General features: G+C 58.1%; 17 protein-coding genes and 1 pseudogene. 9 read left to right on the top strand and 9 right to left on the bottom strand.

The genetic code is table 11. The features are described 5' to 3' along the window. Positions 1–53 precede the first annotated feature (53 nt). Positions 54–1,295, top strand: coding sequence for a tyrosine-type recombinase/integrase (locus tag NKI64_RS15980; protein WP_352668713.1), 1,242 nt, complete (start codon positions 54–56; stop codon positions 1,293–1,295). Positions 1,296–1,315: 20 nt separating this feature from the next. Then, positions 1,316–1,822: a hypothetical protein gene (locus NKI64_RS15975; RefSeq protein WP_352668711.1), complete on the top strand. Its 507-nt coding sequence runs from the start codon at positions 1,316–1,318 to the stop codon at positions 1,820–1,822. Here the strand turns inward: NKI64_RS15975 and NKI64_RS15970 are convergent. Next, positions 1,751–2,197 carry a hypothetical protein gene (locus tag NKI64_RS15970; RefSeq protein WP_352668709.1) on the bottom strand — a complete coding sequence of 149 codons (447 nt, stop codon included), beginning with the start codon at positions 2,195–2,197 and terminating at the stop codon, positions 1,751–1,753. The two genes, NKI64_RS15975 and NKI64_RS15970, sit on opposite strands and share 72 nt — an antisense overlap. Positions 2,198–2,210: 13 nt before the next feature. Then, positions 2,211–2,504, bottom strand: a complete 294-nt coding sequence (locus NKI64_RS15965) for a helix-turn-helix domain-containing protein (RefSeq protein ID WP_352668707.1) — start codon at positions 2,502–2,504, stop codon at positions 2,211–2,213. Positions 2,505–2,863: 359 nt separating this feature from the next. On the opposite strand from NKI64_RS15965, the gene NKI64_RS15960 reads away from it, so the two are divergent. After that, complete coding sequence (locus tag NKI64_RS15960; RefSeq protein WP_352668705.1) at positions 2,864–3,088, top strand: hypothetical protein; 225 nt, start codon at positions 2,864–2,866, stop codon at positions 3,086–3,088. Positions 3,089–3,195: 107 nt separating this feature from the next. Next, complete coding sequence (locus NKI64_RS15955; RefSeq protein ID WP_352668958.1) at positions 3,196–3,948, top strand: DUF5131 family protein; 753 nt, start codon at positions 3,196–3,198, stop codon at positions 3,946–3,948. On the opposite strand, the gene tcmP is transcribed toward NKI64_RS15955, so the two are convergent. From tcmP to NKI64_RS15940, 3 genes are read right to left on the bottom strand one after another with little or no spacing between them, the layout of a single operon-like run. Further along, a complete protein-coding gene (gene tcmP / locus NKI64_RS15950) occupies positions 3,905–4,828 on the bottom strand; it encodes a three-Cys-motif partner protein TcmP (protein WP_352668703.1) in 924 nt (307 codons plus the stop codon). The genes NKI64_RS15955 and tcmP overlap by 44 nt on opposite strands. A 43-nt stretch (positions 4,829–4,871) precedes the next feature. Beyond that, on the bottom strand, positions 4,872–5,378 hold the full coding sequence (locus NKI64_RS15945; RefSeq protein ID WP_352668701.1) for a hypothetical protein: 507 nt from the start codon (positions 5,376–5,378) through the stop codon (positions 4,872–4,874). Beyond that, positions 5,299–6,225 (bottom strand): thermonuclease family protein, encoded by a 927-nt coding sequence (locus NKI64_RS15940; protein ID WP_352668699.1) that lies wholly within the window; start codon positions 6,223–6,225, stop codon positions 5,299–5,301. Before NKI64_RS15940 ends, NKI64_RS15945 begins: the two co-directional genes overlap by 80 nt. A gap of 986 nt (positions 6,226–7,211) precedes the next feature. Here NKI64_RS15940 and NKI64_RS15935 point away from each other — a divergent pair. Then, complete coding sequence (locus tag NKI64_RS15935) at positions 7,212–7,757, top strand: cupin domain-containing protein (RefSeq protein ID WP_352668697.1); 546 nt, start codon at positions 7,212–7,214, stop codon at positions 7,755–7,757. After that, the gene (locus NKI64_RS15930) at positions 7,751–8,818 is read left to right on the top strand and encodes a glycosyltransferase family 2 protein (RefSeq protein WP_352668695.1); all 1,068 of its coding nucleotides are present in this window, start codon (positions 7,751–7,753) and stop codon (positions 8,816–8,818) included. Before NKI64_RS15935 ends, NKI64_RS15930 begins: the two co-directional genes overlap by 7 nt. A 285-nt stretch (positions 8,819–9,103) precedes the next feature. Here NKI64_RS15930 and NKI64_RS15925 read toward each other — a convergent pair whose 3' ends face one another. After that, positions 9,104–9,280 carry a hypothetical protein gene (locus NKI64_RS15925; protein WP_352668692.1) on the bottom strand — a complete coding sequence of 59 codons (177 nt, stop codon included), beginning with the start codon at positions 9,278–9,280 and terminating at the stop codon, positions 9,104–9,106. A 618-nt stretch (positions 9,281–9,898) separates the two neighbouring features. Between NKI64_RS15925 and NKI64_RS15920 the strand changes: the two genes are divergently transcribed. Both NKI64_RS15920 and NKI64_RS15915 read left to right on the top strand, forming a co-directional pair. After that, the gene (locus tag NKI64_RS15920; RefSeq protein WP_352668690.1) at positions 9,899–10,120 is read left to right on the top strand and encodes a hypothetical protein; all 222 of its coding nucleotides are present in this window, start codon (positions 9,899–9,901) and stop codon (positions 10,118–10,120) included. Further along, positions 10,117–10,587, top strand: a complete 471-nt coding sequence (locus NKI64_RS15915; RefSeq protein WP_352668688.1) for an outer membrane protein — start codon at positions 10,117–10,119, stop codon at positions 10,585–10,587. The genes NKI64_RS15920 and NKI64_RS15915 overlap by 4 nt, the downstream gene beginning before the upstream one ends. Before the next feature lie 1,426 nt (positions 10,588–12,013). Here NKI64_RS15915 and NKI64_RS15910 read toward each other — a convergent pair. Continuing rightward, positions 12,014–12,244, bottom strand: coding sequence for a hypothetical protein (locus tag NKI64_RS15910; protein WP_352668686.1), 231 nt, complete (start codon positions 12,242–12,244; stop codon positions 12,014–12,016). Positions 12,245–12,324: 80 nt separating this feature from the next. Here NKI64_RS15910 and NKI64_RS15905 point away from each other — a divergent pair, with 80 nt between their 5' ends. Continuing rightward, positions 12,325–12,537, top strand: coding sequence for a hypothetical protein (locus tag NKI64_RS15905; RefSeq protein ID WP_023713651.1), 213 nt, complete (start codon positions 12,325–12,327; stop codon positions 12,535–12,537). Between the two features lie 11 nt (positions 12,538–12,548). Here the strand turns inward: NKI64_RS15905 and NKI64_RS15900 are convergent, their stop codons facing one another. Together NKI64_RS15900 and NKI64_RS15895 are read right to left on the bottom strand one after the other, a co-directional pair. Further along, entirely contained in the window at positions 12,549–12,812 is a 264-nt protein-coding gene (locus NKI64_RS15900; protein WP_352668683.1) for a hypothetical protein, read from the bottom strand. A gap of 460 nt (positions 12,813–13,272) precedes the next feature. Further along, positions 13,273–13,487: pseudogene (locus NKI64_RS15895) on the bottom strand (J domain-containing protein); the annotation flags it as partial.

Genomic DNA, 13,487 nt, shown 5'->3' with positions numbered 1-13,487 from the left:
CGTTTCGTTGATCATAAAGCAACGAAATTGACAACGAAAACTCTGGATGACATATGGCGCAACGCCGAAGCAGTCTCTCAACCAAGACCAGTCGCGCATCGTTGCCGGCGTCAGACGTACCCGAATGGGAGGTCATCAGCCCAGGGGTTCGGCTGGGTTATCGGCGTGGCCGTGGCAGCCGCGGGCGAGGGGGCGCGTGGCTGGCAGCCTCGAGAGCAGTCGACGGGAAGCGCCTCCAGACAAGGCTGGGGCATGCAGATGATCAGCTGCCGGCCGATGGCGCCAAGGTTCTCACTCATGAGCAGGCCAAGGATGCGGCCAGATTATGGGCCAAGTCGCTGAAGGCCAGCAACGAGGCACCGGCAGCTTTGTCGGTGAACGACGCGCTCGACAAATATTTCGAGGCACGCGCTGCGGAAGGGATGAAGTCGATCGACGACGCGAAGACCCGAGCAGCCTTTCATATTCGGCCCAAGCTTGGCTCGGTGAAACTCTCCGATCTGACCATCGAGAAGATACGCGTCTGGCGTGACGGGATGGTCTCGGCTCAGAAGCGCCTGCGCACCGGCAAATTCGCAGAGACGGCCAACACCGTCACAGTAGATTTATCCGACCCCGAAGTGATCCGCCGTCGGCGCGACACGGCCAATCGCACGTTGACCACGTTGAAGGCTGCGCTCAACTGGGCGTTCAACAACAGGCTCGTGGCCGATGACACTGCTTGGCGCCTTGTGAAGCCATACCGCGGCACGACGGCCGCTCGTGTCCGCTTCCTGTCTCCGGCCGAGCAGAAGGCCCTGGTCGCCGCCAGTAACGGCGCCATTCGCGATCTCGTGTCGGCTGCACTGGTCACCGGTGCTCGCTTCGGCGAGCTCGCCCGGTTGCGAGTGTCAGACTATGACGTCGTGAACAAGTCTGTGTTCGTCGCTGAGAGCAAAAGCGGAAAACCCCGGCACATCCCATTGCCTGCGGGCGGCGCCGATCTGTTTGAAAGGCTTACCCGAGACCGTCCAGGGGGCGAGCCGCTGCTTCGGCAGGATAGCGGCGCAGCCTGGGAGCCGGCGACCTATCATCGTCCGTGGAAGGCGCTGCTTGCCCAGGCCAAGCTGTCAGACGTCACCCTGCACGAGATCCGACACACCTACGCCAGCACAATGGTTCGCAACGGCGCGCCGCTGATCGTGGTGGCTGAAGCGCTCGGGCACAGCGACACCAGGATGGCCGAGAAGCACTATGCTCATTTGGCGCCATCCTTTGTGGCGGACACGATCAGGCGGCTGGCACCCGATATTTGAAAAATTGGGAGGGAATTTTCATGCGCTGTACACCGAGCGAAATCAGAACCGAAGCGATCTCGGGGCTGATGCTGCAACTGTTTTCAGTCCTGCTAACGGGCTTCATCTTCGTTCTGCCGCTGCCCGCGCATCTGGCAGTGTTGCTCGCGCTGGGTGTAGCGTTCGCGATGGCGATCAGCGACCATTTGCAGGCCGCTATGTCGCTGACCAAAAGCCGGACCCTCGAGCAGCTTTGGCTTGGCGAACTCACGATCCGACTTGGGTTGGAAGCCGTTGCGTCCGCCGGCGGCTCACCGGTGCACATCGAATGGCAAGGAATGACGAAACTGGCCGTTGCGGATATCCGTCTGCACGATCAGGATTTGAAAATGCGAGACCAACTATCCTCCGCCGTCCCGATCGATGTGGTGTTCGGCGTTCTGACAGCAGTTGTCCCGGTGGCCGTGCGGCTCGCCTTAGGTTGGGGACTGGCGGTGCTGTCCAGCCGATTTGTTCCGTCCTTCGTCAGCGCCATTACTGGAGTTTAGGCCCGCATCCAGTGACGGTTGCGGCGACGCCTTGCCAATCAACTCAAACCCCATTTCCCGTTGGTATTCGTCGAAGCCTGCCAAGCCTAACGAGCAAGGGTATTGCATGTTCAGAACTTGAAGTCGTGACCTTGGGTTCGCTTGCTCGATCGTCGGCACGCTCCAGGTTTCCAGGAAATCCATTCCCGGTTTGCCCGCATGCTCTTTTCGAAATTTTCTGCACCAAGCGAGCCAGTGCGGCAGATGCTCCAGAGAAATGACGATCTGCATCAACATCATCGGAGCGTCAGCTTCCGGAACCTCTTGCGGAAGAAGCGACTGCCACTGCACCGCACCAAGCTGAGTGATCTCATAACGCGATTTGGCTGCACGCATTTTCTGCGACCTCCTATTTGTGGGTGCCTCGGTTCGGCTTGCTGAGTTGATAATTCCGCCGTGCGAGCCAGATGCGTCGTGCGAGAACACCGGCGTCTTCCAGCACGGGTTTGCCGGTCTTCTCCTTCTGCGGGTTGGCTGGCTTGGCTTGGCGTTTTATGCCCTCCAGATATTTTTCGAAGTCGGCTTCCTCGATGAGCACGGGCCGACCGGGGACATAGGCGAGCTGCCCGGAAATGCGGAGACGCTTCACCTTTTGGGGCGAGCAGCGCAGCCGTTTGGCGACTTCATCCTGGGTCAAAAGCATCGTGAGACTCGATTCTGAGAGCGCTAAAAAGCGTGAGGGGCAGGGCTCATTGTTGAGCGCGAATCAATAAAAGTCAAATCCGTGGGATAATTCGCAATACTGTTGATTGCGTTGATTGCTTAAATCAACAGTATCTACGCAAAAGGTGATGCTTCTTTATAAACCATATTGACAATAATTGGAGATGGTTGGCATTGTGTATTTGGCCTGAGAAGCCTGATGCTATAACTCGTTACCTGTTGTCCGGGGTTCGCCGCTATGTCCAAGGCGCAATCCTAAAAGCGGCGAGGACCTTTGCTTCGGGCTTCTCAACCCCGGCTCAACCGTCGCCTGAGAAGCGACCTTCTGGAGAAGCAAAAATGGCAGTCATCTACGATTTCAAGAAGCGTGCGCCTGTCGCGGATACGAACACGGCAGACCTCGAAATTCTCCTTTGGGATGATCCCATCATGCGCAACGAGGTTCGCGACCCTAAGGGGCGCGTCGCCGTCGACGCGTTGGTCCCGCCAGCGGTCGCGCTGGAGATGAAGGCAGTTTGCGATCGCTACAACGCACAACTGGCGGCAGCGTTTGCGAGTGCCTGAAACCGCCGCCTCACGTCTTGCGGAAAGCGCCGCGCGCAGCATTCTGAACCGAAAGGTTGGCCAAAGCTTCACATAAGAGTCATTCTCAAAAGAGGAGAATCGTCCCGATGGCTGAGACTTCAATCGAATGGACGGATGCGACGTGGAACCCGGTGGCCGGCTGCACAATCCTAACTGCCGGATGCACGAATTGTTACGCGATGCGCATGGCGGCGCGCCTAGAAGCGATGGGCATGGAGAAATACCAGGGCTTGACGCGCAAAACAGGCGGCCGCGCGAAATGGACGGGCAAGGTGGTCACCGACCCCAGGTCTCTGACAATCCCTGCTTCTTGGTCGAAGCCGCGCCGGGTTTTCGTCAACTCAATGTCAGACCTATTCCATATCGATGTGCCGGCTGACTTCATCCGCCAAGTCTGGACCGTGATGGAGGAAACCCCGCGGCACACCTATCAGATTTTGACGAAGCGGCCGGAGGTCATGGCGAGCGTCCTGACACGCGGCGATTTCCCTGTCCTGCCTAATGTGTGGCTCGGGACAAGCGTCGAGGACAGTCGCGTTCTCGGAAGGCTGGATGACCTTCGCCGCGTGCCGGCAGCGATCCGCTTTGTTTCTCTAGAGCCCCTGATCGGCTCGGTCGCCGGCGCTGACCTCACCCATATCCAGTGGGCAATTGTCGGAGGAGAATCGGGGCCGGGCGCCCGTGACATGGATCCATGCTGGGTCGACGAGATCGAGGCGATGTGCCGGCGCAGCAATACAGCCTTCTTCTTCAAACAGTGGGGAGGGCGCAACAAGAAGGCTACCGGTCGCACGCTCAACGGCCGGACCTATGACGAGATGCCCGGCCTGTCGATTTGAGAATGTCTGAACCAAATGACCTTGCGAGGTTGATGGCCTTTGCGGACGGGTTCGAGATTGCGCAAAACAGTGAAAAACGCTGCGGCTTTTCGACGACCGGGAGCGGATAGGGGTCCAGAACTTCAGCAAAGATCGACTTGAGTCTCCGTTTTACGTATTGCTCAAGCGCGCCGACGTCTGCGTTCCGTTGCAATGTGTCATCGCTATCTAGGTATCCTAGGAGATCAGTCGTCGGGGCCAATTTTGCTTTAGAATAGAGTTCCGTTTTCCAATCATCCGTGCCCAACATCCTAGTGATCGCGGCTTCCTTGTTCGTGTCTATTTTCGACATGTCCCTGGCGGCCTGACGATACAGTCCAGCCAGTGGGAATAGATACCAAACGTCGATTGCTTTGGTCGCTGCGATTTTCTCTAGCGTCGCCCACTCCACAGCCATTCCGTAGGGGTCTAGAAACATCACTGCCCGTGTGCGCTTCCAACCATCCCAGGCAATTTCTTTCTGGATGAGTTCGTTTGCGTCGCCCTTAAGAACCGAGATGTCGAGGTGGGTGTTTGCGGCTTTGAGGCTCAACAGCGCCGCGACATGCTTATGTCGCATGTCCATGAAAATGAGCCGGTCAAACGGTGGTTTGATGTCGATCGCAATTTGGGCGGAACCTCTGCGCTGCTCGACTTGCTCTGGCACCGGCTCTTCTAGAAGGTCGCCCTCGCGAGCCTTGACCCTCACGGTGCGTTTTCCGGTGCCTGCGAAGGCGTCAATATACCAGACGTGATCGCACCAAGTGTGTAGTGCTGCCGAGTACCGTTTTAGATATTGCTCGACGATTGCGAGTTTGATCTCGGTGTGCTGGCCGCCAAATTCATGGTCGTCTGCCGCCATTTAACCTCTCTCCAATCCCATTGACTGCGCCCCAAGCGAGCCCTTAAGGCGCCGCCGGAGTGCATCTTTGAGCCTCAGTGGTCGCTAGGGAGACTAGGTCCGGGTTGCTAGCGAAATTTGGCGCCGGGGTCTGGAACGCCAGATACTTCTTCGCCGCCCACCAATTGAGCTTAATCGCCATGCTTTCGGCATAGCAATTGCAATAGACCTTTTGCTGGTCGCTTGGGAGTGCAACCACGTATGGATTCAGCTTACAGGCGCTCGCAATTTCTTCTGCATTCTTGTCTACGTCACGCTTTAATTCCCCGCCTATGAGAACGATCAGTATCGCAACTATTGAGACGTATGCAGTGATGACTGCTTGCACAGTCCGCACCTTGCGCAACACTAAATACCCGAAGAAATTGAAGATGCCCGCATTTCCAACAGCGTACGCAAAGTTTTGTTTACTAGCGGCGACGACGACGACGCTAACGGCGAAAACGACGAAGAAAACTGGCCAATGGTTTATTGGTTTGTTCTGAGTTGCCGTATCCACCACATTCGCCATGCATGTTTCCTCCCCCTCGGCAGAGCGTCTCGCACGCCTGCCCGTCGCCATCGCGATCAAGCTTCCCGCCCCACGAGCAATTTTGCAGATACCACTGGGCCTCATCGCACGAGCCGATCTGCGAACAGGTCCGCCGCGACTCGCATGAATAGCCACTCTGCGCGACCAGCTTACGACCGACGAGGCCAAGCGGCTGGCTGGACGGGACCGCGCCGTCAGCATGCGCCGCACGCCACTCCCATGGCACCTGAAACGTTCCGGCCCACAAGCCGGCCTTCGCCGCCTTCGCGGTCGCCTGCTGCCCTGCATACGCGGCGTGGCTGTAGCGAGGCCAGTCCAGCGCCTGACCGTGCTCCACCATCCAGCCGGCAACGCTGGCGCCGTCGGCGCGCCGGCAGTCGCCTACAAAGCGGCGGTAGCGGTCCCACGTCACGAATGTACATTCTACTGGCCTCGAGGCGGCCAAGTAGGCATCCAGCGCCTGGGCCGATCGCCGGCCGCAGGGATAGTCGGTGCCGCTCGCGTTTTTACATAGCTGCCGGCTTTCGGGCGCGTCTATGCCGTTGAAGCGGATGCGCTGGCCGTGGATCTCGATCGTATCGCCGTCGATGACCGAGGCGACACCGGCGATCAGCCCTGGGCTATGGCTGATCTGGCTCGAAAGATGGATCTCGGGTGCACGGCTGCTGTGCTGCAGGACGAACTGCGTCACGAAGGCGGACATTGCAGCCACCGTGACGAAAATCAGGCGCTTCGGAATGCCAGCCAATTGGCGTGCACCCCGCAGCTTAGTGGCGGTCCGATTGCCCCATTGGCCCGACCGATTGTCGTATCGGTATTTGTCCAAACCCCTCTCCCCGATGAGAGGATGCTACTGTTATGGTTTGGAGTCCAGCCGGCCGGCTCCGCAGGTTCGGGGATGCGCTAACTAGCCCGCAACCTGGCTTTCGGTCCTGGCAAGCTTTCGGACGGGTTTGCGGTCAATCTGGTGGTTCGCCGATCTCTTAGCCACAGCGACCTCTTTTTTGCCGCCAACTCTTCTTCGCGGTCGTCATCATCGGCGGTCTTTCGGCCATGTGCGGCGAGCGCGTAGTCGGCTCTGTTCGTTCGATAGTCTTCTGTTTTCACGGTCATCTTTTTTCTCCCTTTGGCCTTTTCCCTCCCTTGGGCCTTACGGGCGAAATTAACCGCCTTTGCTTCACGCGAGTCTACCAATTAGAGATTGTGCTAAAATGATACACTCAGTGCTGAGCAAAGCCGGCAATGCGCAGCAGAATTCCGGCGCAGCTTAGCGAGCTGCGCTTTGGTGATGTAGTTGTTCCACTCGAGGCAACACCTAACGAACACGAATTACCCTGGCCCCGATGTCGAGACGGCAACGGTCGGGCTTTCCCCCTCGGGGGCCGTTTATAACGTGCGGATGTGGCTGTTAAAGTAGCTCGCTACAAACCAAACCGAGAGAACCCTGGCGTTGGGGTCATAGTCGAACTTGCGTATCGAGGTCGACGGGCATGGCACGTCCAAAAAACCCAACTATTTGACACTGGAGAAAGGCGGTTTCATCAACATCCGCAATTGCATCTGGTCGATAGTTGCGACGATGGCAGCGGCAGCGCTTCCGCTTCATGGATCAGTTCCGGCCCGTACAGGCGCCCATGCCAACCATATCGCGCTGCCGGTATCGCCAGAGGCCGCCTTGGCTTCATTCTCGCGTATTACCTCGGGATACCGGGCGCGCATATCGTCACGTGGCCTTCCACGCAGCCGTTGAAAGACAGCTAAAAGAAGGGCAATGAGAGGGACCGCCAAAGCTAGTTAGATTGGATGAGTCCTATGACGCAGAGCATTCTCGATAAGACATTGGCAGGGGCCCAGAAGGATCAGGAGACGGTTCGATCCGGCGAGCCGATCGGCAAGGTCCCCGACGGCGTGACGTTTCACGACATGACCGCTCACCTCGACGACAGGGGAAGCGTCACCGAGGTCTACGACCCTCGCTGGAATTGGCATCCCGATCCGCTTGTCTTTTGCTACATGTTTACCATTCGACCGAGAACGGTGAAGGGTTGGGCGCTGCATAAGCTTCACGAGGATCGATACTTCGTTGTCGATGGCGAAATGGAGGTCGTGCTGTATGACCCAAGGCCCGAGTCGAGCACCTGCGGACAGGTATTTCGGATTGTTCTGTCTTCAGCCCGGCCACGCCTGATGAACATCCCCAGATTCGTCTGGCACGCGGACCATAACATCGGCACGAGGGACGTTAGAGCAATCAATTTTCCTACAATGCAATATGACCACGCCAATCCCGACAAATACCGGCTGCCGCTGGATACCGATTTGATCCCGGTCGACTTTGGCGGCCTCAAGGGATGGTAGACGACGCTCCGCCGCTCTTCAGCGTTCTGATGCCGACCCATAATCGTCCCGACTCTCTTGCCTGTGCGATCCAGTCGGTGCTGGCGCAGACGGAGCAATCGTTCGAGCTTCTGGTCGTTGGCGACGGTGCAGCACCGGAGACCGAAGCGGTCGTGAAAAGCTTTTCCGACCCGCGCATTCGTTGGTTTGATTTCCCCAAGGCGCCTCACTTTGGCTATGCCAATCGTAATCTGGCGCTTCGATCGTCACGCGGGGAATTGATAGCCTTCGCCGCCGACGATGACTTGATGATGCTGGATCATCTTGCGCTCATGCGCGGCCAGTTCGTCGATCCGTCGGTGGCACTTGTCTACAGCCAGGTCCTCTGGGTCTCGACCGACGGCGTTTGTGGTCCTGATCTTACCAACCTCTTTTTTCCCGAAGAGCGGCGTCAATTCATGGCGAGAGGGAACACAATAGCGGCCTCGGGCGTCGTATATCGCGCCAGCGCTCTTGCGGAGCGGACGGTGTGGCCAGAAGATGTGAACGGGGCGGGAGACTGGGAGATCTGGCGTCGCATCGTGCTCACCAAGGGCTTCGCCGCCGTGCGCTACCTTCGCCTTCCTACGTGCCTGCATTTCTCCGCTAAGTGGAAAAACCTCAGAGACTCCGGATTCGCGAGGCTGACGGGTTTCATCAAAGCGTGTGAGACGTCGATCTGGTTTCCGGCGCCGCTACGGGTCGCCATTCCGACAGGACACCTGGAACAAAAGGTCTTCTGGGACATCATGTCTTTCGATCCCGATGGCTGGACCGCGCTCATTCGGGAAGCCGCAGCCGACGCCGTCAACCGACTTGCGCTCGACCGTCTCGAAAACCTGGCTACACCCGACCCGCCGCCCAAGCCACCTCCTCCCCCCGCTGCCCCAGATAACGGCCGAGCCGAGGCGCTTGCGGTAGAACTACAGGCTCTCGCGATTGAAAGGGACGCTTTGAAGATGGAGATGGAGGCGCTCAAGCGCTCGAAGAGTTGGCGTTGGACTGCCCCTCTAAGGCAATTGCGAAGGCATATCGGCCGATAGGAGCCGGCGCCAAAGGGCATGAAGCGGCCGGCCACGCAATGGGTCAAGCCGGGCCTGATCCGACCCGAACCAGGCGGATCGCTAAGGTTCGATGGACCTCACGGCACGGCACGAGCGGCCCGCGCCAGCCTGTAAAGCGGAGCGCGGGCCCCAACCGTCGACATCGGTTGGCAGCGGGACACGCTGCAACCACCAAACTCACCCGCCTGAGGCCTGTTCCCAGGACAGACAAAAAGCCGGCGCTTATGCGTTTTGCGCGCAAATAGTTCGCGTAGTTCACTGGCGCTAACCGGCCGTATCGCGCAGCGGCTTCTTGCGCTTCGGCGGCACATAGGCCTGCACCGGCCTGACCTTGTCGATGTCGACCGTGACCGGCGGTCCTAGGACAATTGTCACCTTGCCGCCTTCCTCGTCGGCATAGGTGACGTTGCCGACGAGTTCGATCTGCTGCCCGCGATTCACCTTCGTCGTGCGATCGACGATCGAATGCGGGAAGTTGTAGCTGGTATGCTGACGCTGACGTGGTCCTCGTCGACCCGCCTGCGCACCGTGGCCGTTATCGCCACCTCGTCGCCAATGCCTATTCCCCGAGCCATGAAGAGGGATTCTGGAGCTGACGGCCTGTTAGTCAAGAGATTGCTAATATGAAACCGGAGGCGCAAAGTGTCAGATAGATGAAGCTCTTCTTGATCGCGCTCGCCGTCGCTCATAACTGGTATACCGGCTACCATGATCCGGTCACTGGTTATGAATGCTGCGACAAGAGGGATTGTAGGGTCATCAGCTCGCGCTATGTCGAGCCTTTGCCGGGCGGCGATTTCAATATCCGCACTGGGTCCAAGAGCCGATATTTCATCTCTAAGAAGCGCGTTCTAGAGAGCGAAGACAGCCTGTACCACATCTGCACGTCGCCCCCGAATATGACTATCCGCTGCTTCTTTGCGCCACACGTGGAGGCGAGCCGATAGCGGCCGATTTCGGTTTCGGGAACCGCAACGAACCAAGGCTCAAGTGTTGCACGAATGAGACAGTAAATTTGTCGAACTCTGGTACATTTTAGCTCCGGTTAATGTGGGGACGATGATGCGCAGCCTTTCAATTGCAATTGCAGGTATTTTGACGATGCTGGCCGGAGCGGCATTTGCCGCAGACCCGATGGCCATCGTTCCATCTGAAAGCAACGCCATCAACTGGTCAGGAGCCTATATTGGCGCCGTAGCCGGATATGGTGGAACAGCGATCACTACGATTTCGGCCCCCCCGGTGTCGATGTTGATACGGATGGCTTCATTGGCGGCGTGACCGCAGGGTACAATTGGCAGCGGGGCCAGATCGTGTTCGGCGTTGAGGGCGACGTGTCATACGCCAATATTCAGGGCAGCGCCCTTGAGGTTCCGTTTGTGCCGCCATGCGGCAATGAAGGCTGTACAGCCGATATCGACTGGTACGGGACGGGCCGCGTGCGCGTTGGCTATGCGTTCGAGAATTTCCTCCCATATCTCACGGGCGGCTTTGCTGTCGGTAAGGTCAAGGGCACGGCTGACCTGGGAGCCTGCGGCTTTACGCCAACATGCGGCTATGACGAGACCAGGTGGGGCTGGGCGGCCGGCGCTGGACTTGAATGGGCGCTGAACCAGCAGCTGTCGTTCAAGGCTGAGTATATGCACGTCGACCTGGGCACTCCCGAGTTCAACACGCCTTCTTCTGTCCCATCGACTGACAATATCGACTTCGACACGGTCCGCGTAGGCATCAACTATCACTTCTGAGGCTCTACGCCTTTCTGTCGCCCGTTTATTTTGAAGGAGAAAACCTTGGTGAAGAAAATCTATTTGAAGCCGACGTTGGCGAAGCGCGGTAAACTGTCGGCTGTGATCGCTGGCGGTCTATCCTCCCCGGGCCCCGTGGCAACATAAGTTCTGTTACCGCCACATTCCGGGCCCCTTGCGTCCAGCTTGGCGGATTGACTCTTTACCCCAGCGTGCCAGGAGCTTGAACTGGTGAAGCTCCGCGACCGTTTCGGCCCAGAGGCGCCGGCCATGAGCCGATGACCTCATTCCCAAGCTGAAATGCGCCTAGTGCGGCAGCAAGAAAGTCGGGCTGATCTAGTCGCCGGAGTCGCGGCCGAACGCCTATGGCAAGGCGAAGGGCAGCTAACGAGCCAGCGCCATCCCAGGGCCAACAACCAGGCCGATGGCGAGGCCTAGGGCGAGCTTGCTGGCGAAATCGAGGGCGAAGGCGCGTACAGGGCGCCATGCGTCTGTGCGGGGCGCTCTGAGAGGGCGTTGGCGATCTCATCGAAGATCGTTTCCGTCGATCGAGTCTAGATCGAAACGCCGAATCTGTGAATCCCCTGTTTGCTCCGTCAAAGTCTAACGATCAGGGAAGCGCCATGGAAAGCACGTGCAGTAACGGTTGATTCAACCATTGCTGGTATAAGTGTGGGGTGGGTGGCGGCTCCGACAGTTCGGGGTGGAACTCAATGCCGAAGCCGCCTGCGCAGCCAAGGTTGGGGTTTGACCGCGCCGTCCTATTCTGGGACAGCGCGGTCAACGATTCGTTAAAACGCTCCGGAACTAATTAAGCACGCGCTAATTGACTCGCGGTCTCGGGAGTCAGTGCATGCGTGAAGTTCATTCCTCCGATGATGGAGCCGATTTTGGCGGGACAAGCCTCCCGAGGGCATTGGACAGCGTCACGTACCGGACGCCGTCTTCGTCTTCCCTGTTCCTAGAGATCCGCCATTCGTTGGGCGAGTGGGTTGTTCGCATCATAGGGAGGAACGGTGAAACGTATTCCCGAGCATTCGAATATGAAGCAGATGCCGTCGCTTTCGCTGGCGATCAGTCTTCTCGTCTAGGATTGGAAGCTCCCCCGAAGCGAGCAACTTGCCGCCCTTCGCTGAACATCAAACGCGCGAATCTGTGAATCCCCCTGGAACATCGTCGCCTCGAAACACTTCGGGCAGTCGCACTGTTCCCATATCAGTGTCTCCCAAAACTGCCCACTACCTCAGCGGTTGGTGGGCTTTTTTGACATTAGCGGAACCTGAAATTTGGGGGCTTGTTGATAGAACGGCAGCGAGTGGGTGATCGCTGCTGGTCGAGGTCCCGCAAGACTCGGCCGGGCTCGCATCACCTGCCCGGTCGGTGCGAGCCCACCGTCGCGCCGAAGCGAACTTCCCTGTGTCGGTCTCTATTTGATACTTGGGGACGGTGGTTTCACCATCACGCGCAGTTGCATCTGGTCGATTGTTGCGACGATGGCAGCAGCCAGCGCTTCCGCCTCATCCATGAGCCCCGGCCCATAGAGACCATTCACAGCTTCCTCGCTGGGCAGCACGCCGGGCGGGCAGTGATCCTCGATTGTGCGCCGGATGAGCGTCAACGCTGCCCGGCATTCAGCGGCTTCGATCTTCATAACCATTGAAACATTCGCTTTAGCTAAAATGTTCCGGAACCGATTTCAGGTTGGCGGCTTGAGACTGTGAGGGAAGAACACCAGTCATGCCCATTAGACGAAAAGCCGTGGATGCCGGGATTTTTAAGCCTGCCGAATTGGCCTTGCTAGGGCGCGTTTTCGAGCAACTTAAACTGGTCGACGACCAATCACCTGATGCGCAGGGCCGGTTGGCTTCTCGGATCATTGCCAACTACATGGCCGGGATAAAAGATGAGGCCGAACTTCTCTCGCTTTCGAAGCAGCCGTTAGGGCGGTAAGGTCGGGAAAGCTAGAGCTTCACCAGCCGCACAACATCAAGCGCGACCGTCACCACCGGGCCACCCAGGCTGACCGTTACGGCGTCCTTCTCGACCCGTGTGACGCTGCCTATCAGTTCGATGGTCCGACCTTTGACCACCTTCGTGGTGGTATCCCGAACGGAATGCGGAAATCCGTAAGTCGGTATTGACACGCTGATCCTGTCGTCAGTGACGCGTCGAATAATGGTGGCGTCGATCGCCACCTCATCGCCGATCTTGAGACCACTAGACATGCACTGGAGTCTGGTGCGGCCATCTCAGGGGTCAAGTAGCGGAACCTAACACGCGCCTTTGAACTTTATCGGAATCAACGGCGAGCTTGTCTTCTAATTGCTTGTGGAGGTGATGCGGCGGCGAGAGGTGCGCGAGGCTGGGCATTAGCCCGGAGGCTTCTCCCGGGGCTGAGCCGGTCCTGTTCCGTTCCATTTGATGAACTGCGCCTTCTGGCCGGTGATGGTCAAAGACCCCGACGACCCTTCGGCTGGTGAAAAAAAGCAATCAGCCTGGAGATCGTCGACGTCGATGGTGGGTTTGCCAACAACAGCCTTGTCGACAAAGCATTCCGCAACGAGGCACAGCTCTACCGCTAAAGTGTTAGGTCCAGAGCCAGGGCAGCGCGGCAATCGGGAACCGGAGCCACATGACGCGCGAGGCTCCCCTGGAGCCTTGCGGAATCTTGGGCAGATACCCTCTCTAGTCTCTACTCAGGAGCCGAGTGCTGGTATCGCGACGCAGTTCGGAATCGGCGCGATCGACGCCTTCAACCGTGATCGCGATTGTCCCGTTCTCAATTCTTGCAATCCACCCCTTTGCCTTCATGTACCAGAGATGAAACTCCAGATGCTCTGGTGGACAGCCTAACAACCGTTCGATTTCGACGTCGCCAATGCCCGGATTGCCGACATCCT

It is taken from the genome of Mesorhizobium sp. M0478, from assembly GCF_040321305.1.
GTDB lineage: Bacteria > Pseudomonadota > Alphaproteobacteria > Rhizobiales > Rhizobiaceae > Mesorhizobium.
Note: the sequence above shows the minus strand (reverse complement) of the source record. Positions and strands in the feature narration are given on the sequence as shown.